A 19,416-nucleotide genomic window follows, 5' to 3' on the forward strand; every position below is an offset into this window, starting at 1 on the left:
GCCGCGCCCGTCGCCGCGGCGACGGTCAGCAGCCCGCACACCACGCCGAGGCTGGTGTGCTCGCGCAGGTGGTCGAGGGCGCGGGCCGCGGCGAGCGCCGCGCCGCGCACGTCGACGACGGTGCCGCGGCCCGGCAGCACCGCGAACGCGGTGATCGCGCACCACAGCAGGCCGGGCAGGAGGGCGCGGGTCAGCCACCGGTCGGACAACCGCCGGCCCACCTCACCGAGCAGCGCATCGATCACGGCATCCTCCGTCGGCCTCGCACCGTCATGGCCCGCACCGTCATGGCCCGCACCGTCATGGCCCGTACCGTCATGCGCCGGACCGGAATGTCATCGGCGCCGCGGTGAGCGAGCAGACCGGAACCCGGCCGCGGTCGTCGCGGTGGCCCCGGCGCACGCAGCGGGTCTGCGGACACCGGTAGTCGCCGTCGAGGATCACCTCGGCCAGGCCGGCCAGGTGTGCGTTCTCGACGCCCGGCGTTCCCGGCGCGGAACCGGGCTCCGACGTCCAGGCCGGCCCGCGCCGGCTCTCCTCCTCGGTCAGCAGGCCGAGCCGCCTGCACACCTCCACCACGGGCCGGCCGGCGGCGATCTCGCCGACCATCTCGTCCAGCTCGTCGGACCACAGCCCGGCCTCCGCCCGCTCGCGCAGGGTGGGCAGGGCCGCGCACAGCGTCGCCAGCAGCAGCCGGTCCCGGCCGTCGGGCAGAACCTCCATCTTGGACCCCTCCCGTCGGCCGCTTCCGAGTGGCTTGACGCCCCGGCCGTCCTCGAATGTACTGAACCGGTGCCTCTTGCGGGGGATGCCGCCGATCCGTCCGCGCGGGTGCGCGAGCTGGTGGAGGCCTTCGACAGCCACGGCGACGAGTCCGCCCTGATCGAGGCGGAGCGGCTGCTGCGCGCCCAGGCCGCCGGGCAGTATCGGGCGGAGACCCTTGTGGATCTCTCCCAGGTGCTGGCGCTGCGCGGCCGCGCGTCCGGTGCGGCGGGGTTCCTCGACGCGGCGACGTCCTACGCCGAGGCGGCGGCCGCGGCGACCCCGGCCGGCGCTCCGATGTGGCCGTTCATGCAGGCACAGCTCTCGTGGGTGGCGAGCACGCGGTATGAGGCGGGCCATCGGGCGCCCGACCTGTCGGCGGCGATGCGGTACGCGACGGCGGCCATCGACGCCGTCGACCCGGCCGACCCCGCCCGGGTCGAGGTGCTGGTGAAGTGCGCTCCCGCGTACCAGCTCAGCTTCGAGAGGTTCGGCCGGCTGGCGGACATCGACACGGCGGTCCGGCTCGGCCGGCTGATCGGGCGCTCCAATGATCCAGACGACGTCTTCGCCGCCCGGGAATGCCTGGCGGCCGCACTGACCCATCGCTTCGCCCGCACCGGCGACCAGGCCGACATCGACGAGGCGATCGTGCACTGCCGCGAGGGCCTGGCGATCGTCGCCAGCCCGCACGCCAGCTGGATCCGGCTCAACGGCATCCTGTCCTTCGCGTTGATGCAACGCGGTTACCGCGGGGACGGCCCGGAATCGGACCGGCCGGAGGCGATCAGGATCAGCCGGGAGCTCGTCGCGGCGCTGCCGAGGGACGACCGGCTGCGCCGGCAGTTCTCGCAGGTGCTCGCCAATCACGCGGTGGTGCTGTTCATCGGCGCCCTCGACGCGGAGTCGGCGGACGAGATGGACGAGGCGGTCCGCTACGCCCGGGAGGCGGTCGAGACGGTCAGCGGCGGCGAGCGCCAGGCCCGCCACCTCGCCAACCTCGCCAATCTGCTGCTCTTCCAGGCCCGCCTGGGCAGCGACCCGGCGGGCGTGCGCCGGGCCGTCGACATCGGCAGGGCCGCCGTGGCCGAGCTTTCGCCGGGCAACCCGGACCGGGCCCGGGCGCTGAGCATCCTCGGCTCGGCGCTGCGGATCCGGCACCTGATCGACCGGGACCCGGCCGACCTGGACGCGGCGGTCGGCCTGTGGCGTTCGGCGGCCGGTTCCGCGGTCGGCCCGATCGAGATCCGGATGACCGCCGCCCGGAACTGGGCCCTCGCCGCCGCCGAGGAGCGCGACAGCGGGCTGGCGCTCGAGGCCTACAGCACGGCGGTGGGGCTGCTGCCGCTGCTGGCCTGGCGTGGCCTGGACCGCTCGGTGCAGGAGAAGCGGCTGGCCTCCGCCGCGGGCCTGGCCGGCGACGCGGCCGCCTGGGCGCTCGCCGCCGGACATCCCGAGCGCGCGGTGGAGCTGCTGGAGCAGGGCCGCCAGGTGCTCTGGTCGCAGGCCCTGCAGACGCGCAGCGACCTGTCCGCGCTGGCCGCGGTGGCGCCGAAGCTGGCGGCCGACCTCGACGAGATCCGCCGGGACCTGGACGGCACCGGGGCGTCGCTGACCATGGCGGACCCCGCAGCGGCGGGCGCCTCGGGCGGCTGGGGGCTGGGGTTCGACCTGCTGGACGCGGCCGTCGGCGACCCGGTCCGGCCGGGCGCCGGGGACTCGGGACGCCGGAGGCGGCTGGCGGAACGCTGGGAGGCGCTGCTCGCCGAGGCCCGCCGGCACCCCGGTTTCGCCGGCTTCCTGAGTCCGCCGACGTTCGGCACCCTCCGGCAGGCGGCGCGCGGCGGGGCGGTGATCCTGGTCAACACGTCGAGGTGGCGAAGCGACGCGCTCATCGTGACCGAGGGCGGCGTTCGGCAGGTCCCCCTGCCCTGGCTGGCGCACGACGCCGCGCAGCGTCGTGCCGCCGCGCTGCTCGCGGCGCAGCGGGAGGTGGAGGCAGGCCGCGGATCGGTCGCCCGGGCGGCGTTCCGCCAGACGCTGATCTCGATCCAGCGCTGGCTGTGGGACACCGTGGCGGAGCCGGTGTGCGCGGCGTTGGACGAGATCGCCGACACCGGCCCGGACCGGCGGCACCGGGTCTGGTGGTGCCCGGCCGGGCCGCTGACGATGCTGCCCCTGCACGCGGCCGGGCGGTTCGGTGCGGCGAGGCCGCTCGCCGAGCGGCGCCGGCTCTCGGTCGCGGCCCGCTGCGTGTCGTCATACACCCCGAGCCTGTCGGCGCTGCTCCGCGCCAGGTCCGGGCCGGCGCCGCCGCGGCCGCCGCGGGCGTTCGCGGTGGGCGTCGGGAATCTGCCCGGGCAGCCGCCGCTGCCGGCGGTGAGCGACGAGTTGCGCGCGGTCAGCTCGCACGTGCCCGGCATCCGGATCCTGGCCGGGGCGAGCGCCACCACCCAGGCGGTGCTGGCGGCACTCGAGCAGCACAGCTGGGCGCACCTCGCCTGCCACGGCGAGCAGGACTTCGAGCACCCCAGCACCGGCGCGCTGCGGCTGACCGACGGCCGGCTCAGCGTGCTGGACCTGGTCGCCCGGCTCGGCACGGCCTCCCGTACGCGGGCCGCCGGGGTGTCCGACCTGGCGTACCTCTCCGCCTGCCGGACCGCGGCCGGTGGCCGGGACCTGCCGGACGAGACGATCCACCTCACCGCGGCGCTGCAACTGGCCGGCTTCCGGCACGTCATCGGCAGCCAGTGGGCGGTCACGGACACGGTGGCGGCCCAGGTGGCCGCCGACGTCTACGCGAGCCTCGCGGCCGGCGGCGGGCCGGACTCCGGCTCCGCCGCCCAGGCGCTGGACGAGGCGCTCGGCCGGGTTCGGCGCAGCCATCCGGACCGGCCCGACCTGTGGGCCGCGCTGATCCACACCGGTCCCTGAGGGCGGGAACCTACTCGTTGTCCGAGCGGTAGCCGAGGTTGGGCGCGAGCCACTTCTCCGCCTCGGCGACGGTCCAGCCCTTGCGCCCGGCGTACTCCTCGACCTGGTCGCGGCCGATCTGGCCGACGACGAAGTACTGAGACTGCGGGTGCGAGAAGTAGAGGCCGCTGACGGCGGCTCCGGGCCACATCGCCATGCTCTCGGTCAGCTCGATGCCGGTGTTGGCCTGCACGTCGAGCAGCTGCCAGATCGTCTGCTTCTCGGTGTGCTCCGGGCAAGCCGGGTAGCCCGGCGCGGGCCGGATGCCGACGTACTTCTCCTTGATGAGCTCGGCGTTGTCGAGCTTCTCGTCGGGCTGGTATGCCCAGAACTCGGTGCGGACCCGCTCGTGCATCCGCTCGGCGAACGCCTCGGCCAGCCGGTCGGCGAGCGACTCCAGCAGGATCGCGCTGTAGTCGTCAAGCGCCGCCTTGAACTCCTGGATCTTGTCGGCGATGCCCAGGCCGGCGGTCACCGCGAAGGCGCCGACGTAGTCCTGCAGGCCGGTCTGCCTGGGCGCGACGAAGTCGGCCAGGCTGCGGTGCGGCACGCCCGGGCGGTGCTCGCTCTGCTGACGCAGCTCCCGCAGGGTGCTCAGCACCTCGGTGCGGTCCTCGTCGGTGTAGAGCTCGATGTCGTCGTCGTTGACGGTGTTCGCGGGGAACAGCCCGATGACGCCGGCCGCGGTGATCCACTTCTCGGCGATCAGCCGGTCGAGCATCGCCTGGGCGTCATCGTAGAGCCGCCGCGCGGCCTCGCCGCTGGCCGGGTTGTTGAGGATGTCCGGGAACCGGCCCTTCATCTCCCAGGCGTTGAAGAACGGCTGCCAGTCGATGTAGTCGCGAAGCTCGCTCAGCGGGTAGTCGGTGAAGGTCTTGACGACCGGGTGCGCCGCCGGTGCGGGCCGGCCGTCCTGGTGGAGCCGGGGCGACTGCGCGGCGAGCAGGCGGGGGCGCGGGGGGCGGTAGCCGGTCCAGTCGATCGGGGTGTGGTTCGCGCGGGCCGCGGCGATCGGCAGCATCACCTTGGCGTCACTGCGGGCGGCGTACCGCTCGCGCAGCGCGTCGTAGTCGGCCTGGATGTCGGCGAGCAGGCCCGGCCGCTGCTCGTTGGAGAGCAGCGCGGCGACGACCGGCACCGAGCGCGAGGCGTCCTTCACCCAGACGACCGGCCCGTGGTATTTCTGGTCGACCTTGACCGCCGTGTGCGCCCGTGAGGTGGTGGCGCCGCCGATCAGCAGCGGGATCTCCAGCCCCCGGCGCTCCATCTCGGTCGCGAAGTTGACCATTTCCTCGAGCGAGGGGGTGATCAGCCCGGAGAGCCCGATGATGTCGGCGCCGTGCTCCTTGGCCGCGTCGAGGATCTTCTCGGCGGGCACCATCACCCCGAGGTCGATGACGTCGTAGTTGTTGCACTGCAGGACCACGCCGACGATGTTCTTGCCGATGTCGTGCACGTCGCCCTTGACCGTCGCCATGACGATGATGCCGTTGCTGCGGCTCGCCTCGTCGGGCGACTTGGTGGCCTCGATGTAGGGGATCAGGTAGGCGACGGCCTTCTTCATCACCCGGGCGGACTTGACCACCTGCGGCAGGAACATCTTGCCCTCGCCGAACAGGTCGCCGACGACGTTCATCCCGGCCATCAGCGGACCCTCGATGACCTCGATCGGCTGGCCGCCGCGGGACTCGATGAGCGCGCGCAGCTCCTCGGTGTCGGCCTCGGCGTAGTCGTCGATGCCCTTGACCAGCGCGTGGGTGATCCGCTCCTCGATGGGCAGGGCACGCCAGGCGTCGTTGACCGCCTCGGCCTTCTTGCCGTCGCCGGCGAACTCGGTGGCGATCTGCAGCAGCCGCTCGGCGGCGTCGGGGCGGCGGTTGAGCACCACGTCCTCGATGCGCTCGCGCAGCACCGGGTCGACCTGGTCGTAGACGACCAGGGCGCCGGCGTTGACGATGCCCATGTCCATGCCGGCGGCGATCGCGTGGTAGAGGAAGACGGCGTGGATGGCCTCGCGGACCGCGTTGTTGCCGCGGAACGAGAAGGACACGTTCGACACGCCGCCGGAGACCAGCGCGCCGGGCAGGTTCTGCTTGATCCAGCGGGTGCCCTCGATGAAGTCGACGCCGTAGTTCGCGTGCTCCTCGATGCCCGTCGCCACCGCGAAGATGTTCGGGTCGAAGATGATGTCCTCGGCGGGGAAGCCCACCTCGTCGACCAGGATCCGGTACGCCCGCTCGCAGATGCTCTTGCGGCGTTCGAGGTTGTCGGCCTGGCCCTGCTCGTCGAAGGCCATCACGACGACGGCGGCGCCGTACTTGCGGCACAGCCGGGCCTGGGCGCGGAACTTCTCCTCGCCCTCCTTCATCGAGATGGAGTTGACGATCGGCTTGCCCTGCACGCAGCGCAGCCCGGCCTCGATGACCTCGAACTTCGACGAGTCGATCATCAGCGGGACGCGGCTGATGTCCGGCTCGCCGGCGATGAGCTTGACGAAGCGGTCCATCGCGGCGACGCCGTCGATCATGCCCTCGTCCATGTTGATGTCGATGACCTGCGCGCCGTTCTCGACCTGCTGGCGGGCCACGGACAGGGCGGCGGGGTAGTTGCCGTCGCGGATGAGGTTGCGGAACCTCGCCGAGCCGGTGATGTTCGTGCGTTCCCCGACGTTGACGAACAGCGACTCCGGCACGACGGTGAGCGGCTCGAGGCCGGAGAGCCGCAGTGCGGGGGTGGCGCTGACCGGCACCCGCGGCGGCAGGCCGTCGACGACGCCGGCCATCGCCGCGATGTGCTCCGGCGTCGTGCCGCAGCAGCCGCCGAGGACGTTGACCAGCCCGCTCTGCGCGAACTCGCGGACGATCGACGCGGTCTGGTCCGGCACCTCGTCGTACTCGCCGAACTGGTTGGGCAGGCCCGCGTTGGGATAGCAGGACACGAAGCAGTCCGCGAGGCGCGACACCTCGGCCAGGTAGGGCCGCATCTCGCTCGCGCCGAGCGCGCAGTTGAGCCCGACGAGCAGGGGCTTCGCGTGCCGCACCGAGTGCCAGAACGCCTCGGTGACCTGGCCGGACAGGGTGCGCCCGGACGCGTCGGTGATGGTGCCGGAGATCATTACCGGCCAGCGCCGGCCGCGCTCCTCGAACAGCGTCTCGAGCGCGAAGATCGCGGCCTTCGCGTTCAGGGTGTCGAAGATCGTCTCGATCATCAGGATGTCGGCGCCGCCGTCGACCAGGCCGTTGGCCTGCTCGAGGTAGGCGTCGGCCAGTTCCGTGTACGTGACGTTGCGGGCACCGGGGTCGTTGACGTCCGGCGAGATCGAGGCCGTGCGGTTGGTCGGGCCCAGCGCGCCGACCACGAAGCGCGGCCTGCCCGGGTCGGCGGCCGTGGCGTCGTCGCACTCGGCGCGGGCCAGCCGGGCGGCCTCGAAGTTGATCTCGTACGCGATCTCCTCCATGCCGTAGTCGGCGAGCGAGATCCGCTGGGCATTGAAGGTGTTCGTCTCGATCAGGTCTGAGCCGGCCCGCAGGTAGTCGCGGTGGATCGCGCTGATCGCCGCGGGCTGGGTGAGCGTCAGCAGGTCGTTGTTGCCCTTGACGTCGCTGGGCCAGTCCGCGAAGCGCTCGCCGCGGTAGTCCTCTTCGCTGAAGCCGTGCCGCTGGATCATCGTGCCCATGGCGCCGTCGAGTACGAGGATCCGCGACCGCAAAAGCTCGGTCAGCTCCGGGGTCGCATCGGGGCGCAGGGACGACTCAGACACGAGGCTCCTCAGTAAGACAGGCGGTACGCGGTCGGTCGGCCCACCTGCCGGCGCGGGGTGCCGCGGCCGGCAGTTCAGGGCATCACGGCAGTCTGTCAGCTTGCGCCGCCAAACCGCCAACGAGGTTGCGCGGCGTTTTCTGTGGCGTGAAGCACCTTGCTCTGTGTCACGGGCCACCCCGCCCGGACCCGCGACTACTTTATTGACATCAATCGAATTGATGAACGACAATGCGTGCGGGCGTTCTATGGGAGCGCTCCCAGGCCCGTGAGGAGACCGCCATGCGACGGCGACCGACCGCGTTCATCATCGTCGCCACCGCGCTGCTCCTCGGCCTCGCCGGCTGGCTGCTCGCGCCCGCCGCGCAGGCCGCGGCCGGCGACGGCTCCCCGAGCGACCCGAACATCGCGTTCCACGGCCGCTGGGACTTCGCGGACCCCGCGGCACCCGTTCCGCACTTCGCCGGCGCCTACCTCGTCACGGGCTTCACCGGGACCCGGGTGGCGCTCAGGCAGCGCTCCGCCATCGACCTCTACTACAGCATCGACGGCGGCGCCGACGTCTACCTGCAGAACGTGAGCGGCACGGTCAACCTCACGCCGACCGCGCTGCGCGCCGGCAATCACACCTTGCGCGTGTCCTACCGGGTGGTCGCCGGCTCCTACCACGGCGACGCCGTCTTCCGGGGCCTCACCCTCGACAGCGGCGCCACCACGATCGCCGCGCCCCGCCCGGCCAAGCTGATCGAGTTCATCGGCGACTCGATAACCGTCGGCACCACCTCGTCCAAGAACGCCCTGACCGCGTACGGGTGGCTCACCGGCGAGCGGCTCGGCGCCGCCCACACCCAGATCGCCGAGGGCGGAGCCTGCCTGGTCAGCGCCGCCGACGGCTGCACCGGCATGGCGGACCGGTTCCTTCGCAACAACACGGCCGCCGGCTCGCCGCTGTGGGACTTCACCCGCTACCAGGCCGACGCCGTCGTCATCAACCTCGGCACCAACGACGTCGGGCACGGCGTCAGCAGCACCACGTTCCAGAGCGTGTACACCCAGTTGCTGCGCGACATCCGCGGCAAGTACCCGCGGGCCGCGATCCTGGCCCTGCAGACCTTCACCAAGCGGTACGCCGCACAGACGCAGGCCGCCGTGCAGGCCGTCACCGCCGCGGGCGACCGCAACACCTACTTCGTAGCCACCGACGGCTGGCTGCCCGCCGACGGCCTGAGCGACAGCGTGCACCCCAACGACGTCGGCCACGCGGCGATCGCCACGAGACTCACCCCGATCATCACCGAGAAGACCGGCACGACCACGACGCCGTCGGCGACCCCCTCGGCGCCCGGCGGGTCCGCCTGCGCGGTCACGTACACCAGGACCAGCGACTGGGGCACCGGCGCCCAGTTCGACGTCACGATCCGCAACACCTCGGCGGCGGCGGTCGACGGCTGGACGCTGACCTGGACCCTCCCCGGCACCCAGCGGATCGGCCAGTCCTGGAACGCGACCACCAGCCAGTCCGGCGCCGGCGCCGAGGCGGTCAACGTCGCCTGGAACGCCCAGATCCCCGCGGCCGGTTCCACCGCCTTCGGGTTCATCGCCGACAGCAATCTGACCGGGGCGGCCGGGTTCGCCCTCAACGGCACCGCCTGCACGGCCGCCGCCTGAACGGCTATCCGGAGGCCGGCCCGGCCAGGGCGTCGCGGTCGGTGATGACGAGCCGCCGGTACCCGGTGTCCACCCGGCCCTCCCGCCGGAGGGCGGCGAGCGCGCGCTGCACCGTGGGCAGCGCCGCGCCGATCATGCTGGCCAGCTCGCCCTGGGTGAGCGGCACGAGCAGCTCGGTTCCCTGCGGCGACGGCCGCCCGCAGATCTCCGCGAGGTCGGTGAGCAGGCGGGCCAGCCGGACCTCGACGGGGTAGGCGGCGTCCGCCCGGCGGCGGTTCGACCAGGCCAGCCGGTGGCCGAGCACCCCGGTCATCTCGGCCGCCGCGGCGCTGTGCGTCGCGATGAAGCGCTGGAACACCGGGCCGGCGATGGTCACCAGCGAGACGCGCCCGCTCGCCTCGACGGTGGCGTTGCGGGGAGCGCCGCCCAGCCCGGCGAGCTCGCCGATCACGTCGCCCGGGCCGCGCACCGCCATCAGCGCCTTGTGCCCCTGCGAGGTCAGCATGGACACCTTGCAGTAGCCGGCCATGATCACTTCGACCTGGGTATCCGTATCGCCCTCCCGGAGGATGTACCGGCCGGTCTCGACGGACCGGGCCTGGCCCAGCGAGATCAGCTCCACCGTCGCGGCGGGATCGAGCCCGGCGAGCAGGCTCCGCGGCGTCCATTGCTGAGCGGCCCGGCGCGGGGGGTCGGTCACACCGGGAGCCTAACCGCGGGCCCGACGCCCGGCGACCCGAGCGCGGTCCGTCAGAACCCGGTCGGCGGGCGGCCTGCCGTCCTGCCCACGACCGAGGGGACCGATCGCCCGTGCCACGGCTGTATGCGCTTCTCGTCGGCATCGACCGCTACCTGGCGGTGCGGCCCGAGCTGCGGGGCTGCTCGAACGACGTCGATCTGGCCGCGCGCCTGCTGCGGGAGCGGACGGGCGGGGCGGATCCGGCCCCCGTCGTGTTGCGCAACGAACAGGCAACCCGAGCCGCGGTGATCTCCGCGTTCCGCGACCACCTCGGGCGGGCTCGGGCGGGCGACACCGCGCTCCTCTGGTTCAGCGGGCACGGTTCGACGGCCCCCCTGCCCAAGGAGATCTGGTACGCGGAGGAGTCGGGCTCGTGCCAGACCCTGGTCTGTCACGACAGCCGTACCGGCGACGTGCCCGACCTGTACGACAAGGAGCTCGCGCTGCTCGTCGAGGAGGTCGTCAGCGGGGGTGCGCTGCTGGTGTCCGTGCTGGACAGCTGCCACTCGCGCAGCGGCATGCGCGGCCCGGCGCACGAGCCGCCCGCCGGGCTGCCGCCGCGACTGGCCGAGGCCCTGGACCAGCCGCCGCTGCTGACCCGGCTCCTGCCCGAGCTGGTGCGCGCCGCCGAGGATCCGGCCCGGCCGAGACCGGGCGACCGGTCGGTGCGGCACATCGCGCTCGCCGCGTGCCAGGAGCACGAGGTCGCCAACGAGGCGCGCCGCGAGGGCGTGGTGCACGGCGTGTTCAGCCACGCGATCGGCCGGGCCCTGGGCCGGATCGGGCCGGGCGGCACCTACCGTCAGGTGTGGAGCCACGCCCGGGCCCTGGTCGAGGCCCGTTTCCGGCAGCAGCTGCCGGCCCTGGAGACCCCGGACCGGGACCTGGCCGATCGGGAGTTTCTCGGCGGGAGCCTGCACCGGCCGGCGGCCGGCGTGACGATGCGGCACCTCCGCCGGGACTGGGAGATCGACATGGGCACGCTGCACGGCCTGGTCTTCGTTCCCGGCGAGGAGACCCGGCTGGCGGTGCACGGCGTCCGGCCGATCCGGCAGGTCCGGGTCGTGCGGGCGGACACCCTGCGGAGCACCGTCGAGCCGGTGGGCTGGGAGCCGGACGTCAGGGCGCAGTACCGGTTGGTCCTCACCGAGGTGCCGTTCCCGCCCGTCGCCGTCGTCGTCCACGACGACCCGCTCCTCGCCGGCCGGATCACCGCCGCGGTGCGCACCGCCGGCCCGGGCGGCGGCCCGTCACCGCACGTGCGCGTCGTGCCGCGGGAGGCGGCCGCCGACGCCGACAAGCTGCTCAGATTGCGGCGTTCGGCGTCCGGGGAGCTGCGGATCACCAGCGCGGATCACGCGCCGCTGACGCCGCCGGTCGCCGACGACGACGCCGGGGTGGCCCGGACTGTCGGCGACGCCGAGCACATCGCGCGCTGGCTGCAGGTACGCACCCTCACGAACCCGAGCTCCCCGCTGGCCGATCAGATCCACCTCGAGATCGTGCCCGCCCTGCCCGGCGAGCGGACCCTGCCCGCCGGCCGGCCGGCGTTGCCCGCGGGCGAGACGGAGCTCCACTATCGCCGTACCGGCTCGCGATGGTCGCCGCCGTCCATCTTCGTGCGCGTGCGCAACACCGGTCCGCAGCGTCTGTACTGCGTGCTGCTGGACCTGACCGATCGCTTCCGGATGGACCCCGACCTCTTCGAGGGCGCCTTCGTGCGCGAGAACTGGGCGACCGTCGCGGGGCGGGGCGGGCCGATCACCATGTCGCTGCCGCCGGACCGCCCGGAGACGCCGGGCAGCTCGGTCACGGACTGGTTCATGCTGCTCGCCTCCGAGGAGGAGTTCAGCTCGGAGGCCTTCTACCTGCCCAGGCTGGGGGAGACGACCCGCTCGGCCGGCACGCCGCGGTCCGCGGGGCCGGGTCTGCGCGGCGTGCTCGGCCGCCTGGGCCTCATCGCCGCGCGCCGCGACGGCGGCATCGGTCCGGACACGGTGGCCGACTGGACGGTCAAGACCGTCGAGATCCGGACGTCCGTGCCGGGCGCGGCCGCCCGCGCCGGCTCCTCCCGTCCGTCAGATCAGCGGTGACCGGTGCGAGCGCCGCCGGGCCCGCGAAAGACGCGGCCGGGCGGCCACATGGAGGAGCAGTGCCCATGAGTGAACCCATCGATGGCTACCGCGGTCCGGTGTACCCTCCGGGTCCCTACCCGCCGGCGTCGGCGCCCCCGGCCCCGCCCGCCCAGTACCAGCAGGCCCCGTACCAGCAGGCTCCTTATCAGCAGGCCCCGTATCAGCAGGCGCCGTACCAGCGGGCCCCGTATCAGGAGGGCCGGCCGTACACCGGCGAGTACGGCTCGCTCGCGCTGCCCGCCGTGCAGCAGGACCCCGCGGCGGTGCAGCAGGTGTACCCGGCGGCGCTGCCGAACCGGCCCGGAGCCGCGGGATACCAACTGGTGTCGCCGGCCGGCCGCCTCGGCGCCGCGATGCTCGACCTGATGCTGATCATGTTCACCTTCGGCATCGGCTGGCTCATCTGGTCCGCGGTCACCTGGTCCAACGGGCAGTCGCCGGCGAAGTCGCTGCTGGGCTACGTGGTGGCGGACGCCGGCACCGGCGAGGCGTTCGGCTGGGACCGCATGGCGGTCCGCGAGTTCCTGATCCGGTTCTTGCTGTTCGGGCCGCTCGGCGCGGTCACGCTCGGCCTGTTCTCGCTGCTGGACGCCTGCATGGTCTTCGGCCCGGAACATCGCACGCTGCACGACCAGATGGCCGGCTCGGTTGTCCGGGTCGGATAGCCACGGCCCCGGATGCGGGCTCGCGGCCTGGCCGCGGGCCCGCGGGCGCCGGTCTCAGGGCGTCGTGGTGGGGGTGACGACGCCCGTGCCGGCCGGGCCGGCGGCGAGTCCGGCCACCACCATGACCGCGAACAGGATGACGCCGATCCCGCCCAGCGCGATACCCCAGGTCGAAGCCGCCCGATGGGAAGTGCGCCGAGCCCGTACCCCGAAGTAGACCGCGGCCGGGCCGGCTACCGGTGCCACGTACCAGATACAGACCGCCAGTACCCCGCAGAGCACCGCGATCGGCGGGCTGATCCGGTCGATCCGGGCGCGGGACTCGAATCGCAGCCGCTGCTCGTGCGCGATCCGCTGACGGTCCGCCTCGGCGATCTGATCGCTGGTCTGGCGCGCCGCGATCGGCGCGCTGATGATGATCACCGCGTGCTGGGCCGCCTCCGTCGCCGGCTCCGCCCGCTCGCCGGCCAGATCCCGGAACCACTGCTGCCGGCGCGCCATCTCGTCCTGTGACGCCTTGTACGCGGCCTCCGCGAAGGTGCCCTGCTGGCCCTCGAACGCGGTGACGAGCAACTGGACCAGCATCGCCTGCAGGTCCGCCGGTGACACCTGCAGGCGCCGCTGACCGAACCTGAGGCGGGCCGCCTCGACCGACCGGTGCCAGCGATCGTCCAGCAGCGCGTAGCCGTCGCACCCGGGCATGCCGTCGCAGATGGTCAGGATGCCCTCGGCGAAGACCAGCTCGAGCAGGCCGCGCCCCTGCGGGTTCATCATGGCCTCGCGGGAGAGCGCGTGCAGGTGCTCGGCATCGAGGCGCTGCCCGGCGAAGACCGGCGGCGAGTCCGGGTCGAGGGCGAGGATGACCTGCATGAGACCGCGTTCGGGCCGCTCGGAGACGCCGCCGTCCAGGGCGCGTACGGCCTCGGTCTGCTCGTTGCGGACGAGCCAGTCCCGGAAGGCGAGGTAGGGCGGGGCGCTCACGTTGCGCCCGGCCATCAGGCGACGGCCCTCGTCCCAGTTGGCGCGCAGGGCGGCGGCGAGCGCGATCGGTTCGTCGTAGCCGGTGCCGCCGAAGACGTACGTGCCGCCGCCCGCCTTGCGGGCCTTCGGCCGGGCCGGCTCGGCGACCTCGGGCGTCTCGCCGCGACGCCACATCTCGGTCTGCTCGGCGCCCCAGCGCTGCTCCGGGGCGCGGGTGAGCAGGCCCCGGCACAGCAGCTGCCACCGGGCGTCGGCGACGCCGGCCAGGTCGATGTCGTGGGTGGTCAGCTCGGACAGGATCATCGCGTCGGTCTGCCAGGTGCCGTCCGGCCGCTGGAACGGGTTCAGCCCGGTCAGCATCTCGACCATGACGATGCCGAGCGACCACCAGTCCCAGGACCGTGACGCCTGCCCGCTGATCGCCTCCGGCGGCGCGTACGCGGAGGTGCGCGACGTGGTGCCCATGTGCCGTGTCGCGGCGAGGAACTTGGTGAGCCCGAAGTCGGCGAGCACCAGGTCGAGCGGTTGCAGCGAGCGGATCAGGATGTTGCCGGGCTTGATGTCGCGGTGCACCATGCCGAGCGAGTTCGCGTACGCGATGGCGGGCGCCAGCTGGTCGAACACCTGGAGCACCTGGTCCGGGCTCCACGCGCCGGGCCGCCGTTTCGTCAGCTCCTCGAGCGAGCCCTCCGCCGCGTACTCGAGGATCTCCCAGATGTAGCCCTCGCCCTTGCCGTACTCGAGCAGGCCGACGAGGTGTTTGCGGTCCGCCCGGCACAGCCGGTCGAGCTTCTCGGTCTCCAGCGGGATGTCCTGGCGGCGGTACAGCCGCACGACCCGCTGTTCGCGGCTGAGCCGGTCGGTGACCAGCAGCACGTCCGCCTCGCCGCCGGAGCCGAGCTCGCGGTCGACGTCGAACCGCTCCGCCAGCGCCGGCGGGATGTTGACGCGCAGGTACGGGCGATCCGGTGCGACCCTGCCGCGCGGCACGCGTGCGTCGTACGTGGTCGCGGGCGCGCCGTCGCGGGTGGTGCCGGGTGCGCGGTCGCGGGTGGTGCCGGGCGCGCCGTCGCGGGTCGTCCCCGGGGCGGCGTGGCGTCCGGTGGACGGGGCGTCGAGCACTGTGCGCGGCGCGTCGTACCCTTCGTCGGTCATTGCTGAGTTCCTTCCTGCGCCGTTGATCGCGGGATGTCCGCCACCACGATGGAGATGTTGTCGCGCGCGCCCGCGTCCAGCACGGCGCGCAGCAGCCCTTCGACCGCCGCCCGCTGATCGGCCGTCTCGACCAGCTCCTTCTCGATCCGGCCGGGATCGAGCTCGTCGGTGAGCCCGTCGCTGCACAGCAGGAACCGGTCGCCGGGCTCGACCGCGGTCCGATAGACGTGCGGCTCGACCGCGGTCCGCGCCGGCCGGCCGCCCAGGGTCTGCGTCACGACGGTCGCCACCGCGGTGGCGCCGGCCGGCGGTGCGGGGGAGTCGTCCCGGGTGAGCTGGACCAGGTCGGTGCCGCGCAGCAGGAAACACCGGCTGTCGCCGACGTTGACGCAGATCGCCCGCCCCTGCGTCAGGACCAGCACGACGATGGTGGCGCCCATCCGGGACCAGCCCGGCACGTGCGCCATCTCCCGGTAGATCGCGTCGTTGGCGGCGGCGACCGTGCTCACCACCGCGTCGGGGGTGTGCAGGGACGCGGCCGCGTCGGCCACGACGGCGGCGGCCAGCCGGCTGGCCCGGCCGCCCTCGGGGTGACCGCCGAGGCCGTCCGCCACGAGCAGGGTGACCGGCCGCACGGCCGCGACGCTGAACCCGACGGGCTGGCCCTCCAGCGCGCCGGACTGGAATCCGGCGACCGCGACGGTGTCCTCGTTGCGCTCGCGTTCGCGGCCGCGATGGGTCACGGCCACGATGTCCACCCGGTTCATCGAGCTCACCGATCGTCCCCCGTCACCAGTGCCTCGAGCCTCGCCGCGAAGCGGACCCGGTCGCCGGGCCGGGCCCGCGCCGGCGTGCCCGGCTCGATGCGCTCGTCGTTGATGAAGGTGCCGTTCGTCGACTTCAGGTCCACGACGGTCAACGTGGTCCCGTCGCAGCGGATCTCGGCGTGCCGCCGCGAGATGTTGGTGTACTCGCCGAGGCGGTCCGCGATCGGCGAGTCCTCCCGGCCCACGACCAGGGGCCGGTCGGTGCCGACGGCGACCGGTCCCCAGTCGAACCGCAGCGCCATCGCCGCGGCCCGCACGCGGATCCCGCACTGCCGGCACCCGTCGGGCGGCGCCTCGCCGCCATGCCGGCAGTCCGGGTCGAGGCACGACCCGCCGCCCGGCTTCGGGGGCTCGGCGGCCGCCGGCGCCGCCTCGTCCTGCTGCGGCCTGGGCACCGGCGTCAGGAAGCAGGCCGGGCAGTAGGGCGTGGCGGCGGCCATGTCCGCCTTGCAGCCCGGGCACATCATCCGCGCCACGACGCCTCCCGGTAGCCGAGCCCGCGCCGGGCCATCGCGGCCTCCAGCGCGGCCAGATCGCCCGGAGCCGGTACGCCGATGTGGTAGACGCGCTCCCCGTCGGTGCCCAGCTGCATGCGGGTCGGCCCGGCCGGCCGGTCGATGTCGTCGTCGTAGCGCTCGTGCCCCAGCGGGGTGAGTGGCACCAGCTGCTGGTTCGCCGAGCCGCGCCAGCGGAGGCCGGGCGCCCGGTGTGCGAGGTACCGCCCCGGGATCACGGCGTCGAGCAGGCCGAGCTGCGCGGCGAACCCGGACCGCAGCGCGCCCAGCGTGCGCCCGCTGTAGCAGAGCAGGTCGACGGCGCGATCCCGGCCGGAGCGCCAGTCGTGCAGCGCCACCAGCAACTCGTGCAGGGCCTCGGGCTGGTCGAACGGTTCCCCGCCACTGATCGTGATGCCGTCGAGCGCCGCCGGCAGCGTCCGGCACCAGTCGATCACCGCACCGATGTCGACCTCGGTCGCCGGGTCGCTCGCCCAGGTGTCGCGGGCGACGCAGCCGTCGCAGCCGATGCCGCAGCCCTGCAGCCACAGCCCGGCCCGGCGGCCGAAGCCGAGGACGACCACCGGGTAGTGCGCCCGGTTCAGCTGCAGTCTCATGCCAGCTCCACCTGCCAGATCCCGTCGGTGTGCCGCAGGTCGGTGACCGTCACCCGCCGGCCGCGCAGCTCGCCGCAGCCGAACAGCTCCCGCGCCAGCGGGTTGACCAGCGCGCTCTCCAGGTGCGATCCGATGCCCCGGCCGCCCATGCCGAGATTGCGGGTGGCGTCGGCCAGCAACCGCTCGCGTACCCGCTCACCGATCACGAGATCGAGCTGGTGTTCCGTGCGCAGCCGGTCCCGGACGTGGGCGACGAGGACGTCGAAGATCTCCTCGGCGGTCGTGGGGTCGATGAAGTTGAAGACCACGATGTTGTCGCCCAGCCGGTTGAGCAGCTCGGGGCGGTTCAGGACGGTGGTGAAGTGGTGCTCGACCGCGCGGCGTACCCGCTTCTCCAGCTCCTCGCGGGTGAAGGGCGCGTGCAGCGGATCGGCCTCGGCCTGGATCGCGTACTCCTCGGCGGTGACGCCCAGGTTGGAGGTGAAGACCAGCACGGTCTCGGAGAAGTACACGGTGGAACCGCTGGCGTCGGTGAGCCGCCCGTCGTCGAGGATCTGCAGGAACTTGTCGAGGATCCGGGGGTTGGCCTTCTCGATCTCGTCGAACAGCAGGAGGCTGAAGGGGCGCTGCCGCACGGCGTTGGTGAGCTCGCCGCCGGCATCGTGGCCCACGTAGCCCGGCGGAGCGCCGATCAGCCGGTCGGCCGAGTGCTCCGCGGAGAACTCGCTCATGTCGAATCGGGTGTAGGCGCGGGCGTCACCGAAGATCTGCTGGGTGATCTCCTTGGCCAGCTCGGTCTTGCCGACGCCGGTCGGCCCGGCGAAGAAGAGCACGCCGCGGGGCCGGGAGACGTTGCCGCCGGCCTGGGCGCCGGACAGGCCCAGGACGGCCCGGACCAGGATGTCGACCGAGCGCTGGATCGCCTCCCGCTGCCCCTTGACCCGCGAGGCGATGACGTCGGACGCCTTCTCCATCCGGTTGCGCAGGTGCGACGCCCGCCACGGGTTGTCGTGCACGCCGACGCGATAGCACCGGACGGCGTCGTCGATCTCGCCGATCGGCGTGTCCATCCGCACCGCCAGCCGCGCGATGGCCATCATGCTGCGCAGCGTCATGCCCTGGGTCTGCTCGGCCAGCTGCTTCTCGAGCTCGCGCTGCTCGTCCTCGCCGGCGTCGCGGTATCCGGGCAGTGCGCCGGCGAGCCAGCGTGCCGCGGTCTCGCGTACCCCGAACTCCGGAAGCGGGATCGCGATCTTCCGGAGGTCGTCGTTGCCGGCGGTCAGCCAGACCGGCAGGTCCCGTTCGTTGTTCACCGCCCAGATCACCGGGTTGTAGAACGGTTTCGGGTCGGTCGGCGCGGGCTTCGGGTACGCGACCCGGGAGAGCCGGTCGCACCGCGCGAAGAACGCGTGCTCGGCCGGCTCCAGGTGGGCGGCGTCGAGCATCAGGCGGGAGGCGAAGTCGATCAGGACCGCGGCGCGCCGGTCGGCGGACACCACCCGCTCGATGACCTCGCCGAGCGCGACGAGGGGACTGCCGGCCTCCTTCCACGGGCCCCACGGCGGCTTGTGGTCGCGCTGCACCACCTCCGCCGCGGCCCGGGCGGTGACCTGGTCCGGCGGCAGCACCCCGAGGCCGGCGACGGCGTCCGCGACCACCAGGTGCGGATAGCCCTCGCCGGCGAGCATGCGGTGCAGGCTGGTCTGCAGGTCGCAGGGTTCCCAGCCGTGCGCGGCGGGCAGCAGGAAGACGTCGCGGACGTTGCCGTACAGGACGACCTGCGAGTTGATCGACAGCGAGGTTCGCACCTCGCGCAGCCAGGCCGGCATCGAGGCGTTCATCGCGGCAACTCCCGCCGGCGCTGCTCGCCCCGCCGCTGGTCGCGGCGCCGTCTCTCGAACGGGAACCGGGCCGGATCGATGTACTGCACCTCGGCGTCACCCTCCTCGCTGCGATGTGTCGTCTCGACCTCGATGCCGCGCTCGTGCAGCGCGGGCATCAGGCGGTCGACCGCCGAGCACCACTGGTGCTCGACGGCGTTCACGTCCGGTTCGGCGCCGTCGGCCGGCGCGACCAGGTTGAAGTGGTAGGAGCCGTCCTCGTCGCGGGTGCGTACCCGGACGGCGAGGTCGTCCCAGCCGGGACCGCGGACGTGGGCCATCCCGTTGCGGCCCAGCGCGACCTCGAACTCCTCCTCGACGGTGCAGCCGATCTCCTCGAGCGACTCGCGCAGGGCACGCCGGGTGTAGTCGCGCACCAGCGGGGCGAGGGTGGCGGCAACCGCGTCGTCGACCGTCCGGGACAGGCCCGGCAGGTCGGGCTCCGGGTCGTCGTGCGCGGCGGCGATCAGGAGCAGCGCGTCGTCGATCGCGGCGCCGCTGTAACCGTTCATCCGGCCGGCGAGCTCGCGGAGCGCGGCGTGACGCCGCCTGGCCCGCTCGTTCTCCTGGTCGACGGTGTAGCGCAGGTCGTTGAGCAGCCGCAGCGCCGTCGCCTCCGACTGCGCCCGCAGCGCGTCGGCGGCGCGCCGCTCCAGCATGCCGGTGACGTTCGGCGGGACGCCGCTGCCGACGCGCGCCAGGACGCGCTCGAGCGCCTCGGCGACCTGCACGGTCGGGGCGCTCGCCGGCGCGCGCTGCGG

At 73.3% G+C, this 19,416-nt stretch carries 14 protein-coding genes; 4 read left to right on the top strand and 10 right to left on the bottom strand.

Annotated features, from left to right (window positions below; genetic code table 11):
- Positions 1-245: hypothetical protein (locus tag AB0F10_RS34220; RefSeq protein ID WP_360634756.1), on the bottom strand; the 245-nt coding region annotated here is incomplete at its 3' end.
- A 70-nt stretch (positions 246-315) separates the two neighbouring features.
- Positions 316-723 carry a hypothetical protein gene (locus AB0F10_RS34225; RefSeq protein WP_360634758.1) on the bottom strand — a complete coding sequence of 136 codons (408 nt, stop codon included), beginning with the start codon at positions 721-723 and terminating at the stop codon, positions 316-318.
- A 69-nt stretch (positions 724-792) separates the two neighbouring features.
- Here AB0F10_RS34225 and AB0F10_RS34230 point away from each other — a divergent pair, with 69 nt between their 5' ends.
- Positions 793-3,696: a CHAT domain-containing protein gene (locus AB0F10_RS34230; protein ID WP_360634761.1), complete on the top strand. Its 2,904-nt coding sequence runs from the start codon at positions 793-795 to the stop codon at positions 3,694-3,696.
- Positions 3,697-3,706: 10 nt separating this feature from the next.
- Here AB0F10_RS34230 and metH read toward each other — a convergent pair whose 3' ends face one another.
- On the bottom strand, positions 3,707-7,495 hold the full coding sequence (gene metH / locus AB0F10_RS34235) for a methionine synthase (protein ID WP_360634764.1): 3,789 nt from the start codon (positions 7,493-7,495) through the stop codon (positions 3,707-3,709).
- A 281-nt stretch (positions 7,496-7,776) separates the two neighbouring features.
- Between metH and AB0F10_RS34240 the strand changes: the two genes are divergently transcribed.
- Complete coding sequence (locus tag AB0F10_RS34240; protein ID WP_360634767.1) at positions 7,777-9,162, top strand: cellulose binding domain-containing protein; 1,386 nt, start codon at positions 7,777-7,779, stop codon at positions 9,160-9,162.
- Between the two features lie 4 nt (positions 9,163-9,166).
- On the opposite strand, the gene AB0F10_RS34245 is transcribed toward AB0F10_RS34240, so the two are convergent.
- Positions 9,167-9,862 (bottom strand): Crp/Fnr family transcriptional regulator, encoded by a 696-nt coding sequence (locus AB0F10_RS34245; RefSeq protein WP_360634770.1) that lies wholly within the window; start codon positions 9,860-9,862, stop codon positions 9,167-9,169.
- 110 nt (positions 9,863-9,972) lie between these two features.
- Between AB0F10_RS34245 and AB0F10_RS34250 the strand changes: the two genes are divergently transcribed.
- The gene (locus AB0F10_RS34250) at positions 9,973-11,994 is read left to right on the top strand and encodes a caspase family protein (RefSeq protein ID WP_360634773.1); all 2,022 of its coding nucleotides are present in this window, start codon (positions 9,973-9,975) and stop codon (positions 11,992-11,994) included.
- A 65-nt stretch (positions 11,995-12,059) separates the two neighbouring features.
- Entirely contained in the window at positions 12,060-12,701 is a 642-nt protein-coding gene (locus AB0F10_RS34255; RefSeq protein ID WP_360634776.1) for an RDD family protein, read from the top strand.
- A 54-nt stretch (positions 12,702-12,755) separates the two neighbouring features.
- Here AB0F10_RS34255 and AB0F10_RS34260 read toward each other — a convergent pair whose 3' ends face one another.
- The 6 genes from AB0F10_RS34260 to AB0F10_RS34285 all read right to left on the bottom strand — a co-directional run.
- Positions 12,756-14,837, bottom strand: a complete 2,082-nt coding sequence (locus AB0F10_RS34260) for a protein kinase domain-containing protein (protein ID WP_360634779.1) — start codon at positions 14,835-14,837, stop codon at positions 12,756-12,758.
- The gene (locus AB0F10_RS34265) at positions 14,834-15,604 is read right to left on the bottom strand and encodes a protein phosphatase 2C domain-containing protein (protein WP_360634791.1); all 771 of its coding nucleotides are present in this window, start codon (positions 15,602-15,604) and stop codon (positions 14,834-14,836) included. Before AB0F10_RS34265 ends, AB0F10_RS34260 begins: the two co-directional genes overlap by 4 nt.
- Before the next feature lie 5 nt (positions 15,605-15,609).
- Complete coding sequence (locus tag AB0F10_RS34270) at positions 15,610-16,131, bottom strand: FHA domain-containing protein (RefSeq protein WP_360634794.1); 522 nt, start codon at positions 16,129-16,131, stop codon at positions 15,610-15,612.
- Positions 16,128-16,775: a 4Fe-4S single cluster domain-containing protein gene (locus AB0F10_RS34275; RefSeq protein WP_360634782.1), complete on the bottom strand. Its 648-nt coding sequence runs from the start codon at positions 16,773-16,775 to the stop codon at positions 16,128-16,130. Before AB0F10_RS34275 ends, AB0F10_RS34270 begins: the two co-directional genes overlap by 4 nt.
- The gene (locus tag AB0F10_RS34280; RefSeq protein WP_360634785.1) at positions 16,772-18,616 is read right to left on the bottom strand and encodes an AAA family ATPase; all 1,845 of its coding nucleotides are present in this window, start codon (positions 18,614-18,616) and stop codon (positions 16,772-16,774) included. The genes AB0F10_RS34275 and AB0F10_RS34280 overlap by 4 nt, the downstream gene beginning before the upstream one ends.
- A partial coding sequence (locus AB0F10_RS34285) for a hypothetical protein (protein ID WP_360634788.1) occupies positions 18,613-19,416 on the bottom strand: 804 nt, incomplete at its 5' end. The genes AB0F10_RS34285 and AB0F10_RS34280, both read right to left, overlap by 4 nt.

Origin of the sequence: Actinoplanes sp. NPDC026623, assembly GCF_040638275.1 — a bacterium.
Lineage (GTDB): Bacteria > Actinomycetota > Actinomycetes > Mycobacteriales > Micromonosporaceae > Actinoplanes.